Source organism: Paenibacillus sp. P4_A7, assembly GCF_056402455.1.
Map to the genome: position 1 here is coordinate 1 of NZ_JBFUHJ010000538.1, position 3,489 is coordinate 3,489.

The 3,489-nt window shown below is 38.9% G+C and carries 2 protein-coding genes and 1 pseudogene; all 3 read left to right on the top strand.

Annotated elements, in window-relative coordinates:
* The first annotated feature begins 572 nt into the window (after positions 1–572).
* Positions 573–890 (top strand): ArsR/SmtB family transcription factor, encoded by a 318-nt coding sequence (locus AC1DWN_RS30580; RefSeq protein WP_477562628.1) that lies wholly within the window; start codon positions 573–575, stop codon positions 888–890.
* Between the two features lie 62 nt (positions 891–952).
* Positions 953–2,353 (top strand): annotated as a pseudogene (locus AC1DWN_RS30585) (NAD(P)-binding domain-containing protein).
* Between the two features lie 115 nt (positions 2,354–2,468).
* Positions 2,469–3,489 (top strand): flavin-containing monooxygenase (locus AC1DWN_RS30590; protein WP_477562629.1); only part of this gene is annotated, 1,021 nt, incomplete at its 3' end.

Here is a 3,489-nt window from a genome sequence, read left to right on the forward strand (position 1 = left end):
AGATGAAATTACCCTTCTAAAGGTTTGGAAAATCGTGATTAAGGATTGAAATTTTTAGCGACTCAAACCCTTGCTATTACTGAGCTATTATCTGAAAGATTGGAAAAATGACTGCGATAGAATGTATGTTCTAGTTTTTGGGAAAGGTCCGAATTTCTCGTAAGTTGAAAAAGATTGAATTGGTGCTGAGAAGTTGGAAAAGATTTATCGGTTTTCTCATAAGTTGGTAATGGTTTGCTCTGAATTTCCTCATAAGTTGAAAAGAGTAATATAGAAAAAGACTGAGGTGTAGCATATGCTACACCTCAGTCTTTTTAATTCATCCCATTCCTAAGCATTTGTCGACCGTCGAGCAGATTGAGATAGCGTTCAACTTGAGTGAGAAAAAAATGCTAAATCAATTTATTTTGATTTAGCATTGACGTCTTAGGAACATGTATGTTAAATTGAATTTACGAATGATTAATCAAAAAAAATTGATTTAAAGAAAGTAAGTCTTTCGATAGGAATATGGATGATTATTTAGGTCCTATTTCTACCGCTGTTCATAATGAAAAAAGAAGGTGATCGATATGGTTCCAAATATTCCATTCAAAGATCTGGAAGCAAAATTCAAAGCACTAGCAGATGAAAAACGTCTTCACATCCTATATGAATTGGTTCAACGCGGGAATACTTGTGTCTGCGAACTTGTAGAAATCATCGACATGCCTCAGTCTAAGTTATCGTACCATTTGAAAATATTGTTGGACGCGGGTTTACTTATAAAAGAGACGCGCGGCACATGGAGTTACTACGAGATCAATCAAGATGAAGTGGCTCAAATTCTTTCAGAGAAACTATGCTGCATCTTCAGACCAAATAAAAATGACGACAAATGTTGTTGCTGATTTTTTTAGTTAGTYAATCAAAAAAAATTGATTTAACAGGAGGAATTACGATGATAAATTCAATGAACAATATAGATGCTACAAACACTACGAATCAAGGGAGTTGTTGTGGAGTGCCTACTAGTGAAAGTAACAAGATGCCTGTTGCCATTATAGGTGCAGGACCAGTGGGCTTAGCCGCAGCCGCGCATCTCATTTCACGCGAAGAGTCCTTTGTACTATTTGATGAAGGAGAAGATGTGGGCGCCAATATTATGAAATGGGCACATGTACGCTTATTCTCTCCTTGGGAGTTCAATATAATAAGGCTGCAAAACAATTATTACTCTCAAACGGTTGGATAGCTCCAGATAATGCCGCAATTCCTACAGGTAAAGAATTAGTTGATACGTATTTAAAACCTCTGGCGGAAATGCCGGAAATGAAGCCTTATATTCATGTGAAAGCGAAAGTAACAGCCATTAGTCGTAAGGGATTAAGCAAAGTCAAAACACAGGGGCGTGAACAGCTTCCGTTCGTCATCCATATTGATAAAAATGGAGAACGGTTCGTGTTTGAAGCAAAAGCAGTTATCGATGCATCTGGGACTTGGACTAATCCCAACCCAATCCATTCTGCGGGTGTATTTACAGCGGAGGAACGGTCTCTCCATAATCAGATATATATTACGGAATACCCGATATACTAGGGGATCACAAGGAACGTTATAGCGGAAAGAAAGTCCTTGTGGTTGGCAGTGGTCATTCAGCTATTAATACACTTCTGGAACTTGGGACACTTAAGGAACAGGTAAATGATACTGAGATTGTCTGGGTACTGAGAAAATCAAATCTTGAAGACGTGTATGGCGGACGGGACTTAGATAACCTTCCAGCAAGAGGAGAGCTTGGTATACGCATCCAGCAATTAGTTGAGTCGGGTATCGTCAAAGTCATGACTCCATTCCATATCGAAGAGTTACAAAAGAACGGGGAAAAAGTCAAAGTCATTGGTTCCAATGGGGGAGAATGGGCTTCATTGATGTAATCGATGAAATCATTTCAAACACGGGTTCCCGTCCGGATGTATCCTTTGTGCGTGAAGTTAGAGTGACAACGGACCCTGGTTTGGAAAGTGTGTTGGAGTTTGCTCCATTAATTGATCCCAATGTTCATAGTTGCGGGACGGTTAGACCACATGGTGAAAAGGAACTGCGACAGCCAGAAAAGGATTTCTATATTGTTGGATCCAAAAGTTATGGGAGAGCACCTACGTTCTTGATGGCTACCGGTTATGAGCAGGTAAGATCCGTTGTTGCAGCCCTCACAGGGGATATGGAATCAGCTGAAAGAGTTGAACTGGACCTACCGGAAACAGGAGTATGTAGTATTGGTACCAAATCAAGTAGTGAACCTGAAATAACGGAAGGGTCGAGTAGCTCATGCTGCATACCTGTGTCTAAATCTTCTTCTTGTTGTAGTTAAGGTGATAGGGTAATTGAACGACAAGCTACTGTGCTCCATTCATCATGGTGAAGTAGCCTTTTTTATGAATTTTCAACATTATGAAACTTAAGGAGATTTATCATGACAATTTTGTATGATTCAATCATTATCGGTGGGGGGGCAATCTGGTCTCGCAGCTGCCTATTACCTACAAAAAGAAAAACTCAACTTTATTATATTGGAGAAAAATTCAACGAATCTGGGATCATGGGCAAATTATTATGATAGCCTCACGTTATTTTCTCCAGCTGCGTATTCCTCATTACCAGGACTCGATTTTCCAGGGGGAGCAAATTATTATCCTCGTAGAGACGAAGTAGTTCAATATTTGAAGTCGTATGCGGCTCATTTTAATTTCACTATTCATCATAATATTGAAGTGATTAAAGTAGAGAAGAATGAAGGTATTTATATCATCAAGTCTTCAAATGGTGAAATCTACCGTGCACGCTCAATCATATGTGCAAGTGGTGCTTTTACCAAGCCGAGCATACCGGATATAGCTGAAATAACTTATTATAATGGKATGATTTTGCATTCGAAAGATTATAGAAATGGTGAAGCGTTTAGAAACAAAAGAGTTATTGTTGTCGGAGGAGGCAACTCAGCCGTTCAAATTGCAGTTGAGCTTGCAAATACTGCGAATGTTACGATCGCAACGAGAAGCCCCCTTAAATTTGTACCACAGCTAATTTGGGGTAAAGATATTCATTTTTGGCTCACCCTCACAGGGTTAGACAAATCAGCGATGGGAAAACGTTTATTGAAGAAAAGTAGCGACGGAGTAATAGACAAAGGTATTTATCAAAATGCCATTGCTCAAAATAAACCTAACCCCAAAAAAATGTTTAAAAAGTTCACAAAAACCGGAGTGGTTTGGGAAGATAATACCCATGAAGATGTTGATGCAGTTATTTTTGCTACCGGATATATACCGAACTTTGCATATCTGAATGAACTTAATGTGTTGGATGAATCAGGAAAACCAGTAGAGAAAAACGGTATAAACCAATCATCTGAAAAAATACATTTTGTTGGTCTACCTTGGCAAACTTCTCTTTCTTCAGCTACGATTCGTGGATCGGGTAAAGATGCAAAGTTAGTTGTGCAAAGTC

Bases quoted from the DNA above. Each gene is read 5' to 3' on its own strand.
- AC1DWN_RS30580 (WP_477562628.1), top strand. From the start codon at position 573: ATGGTTCCAAATATTCCATTCAAAGATCTGGAAGCAAAATTCAAAGCA.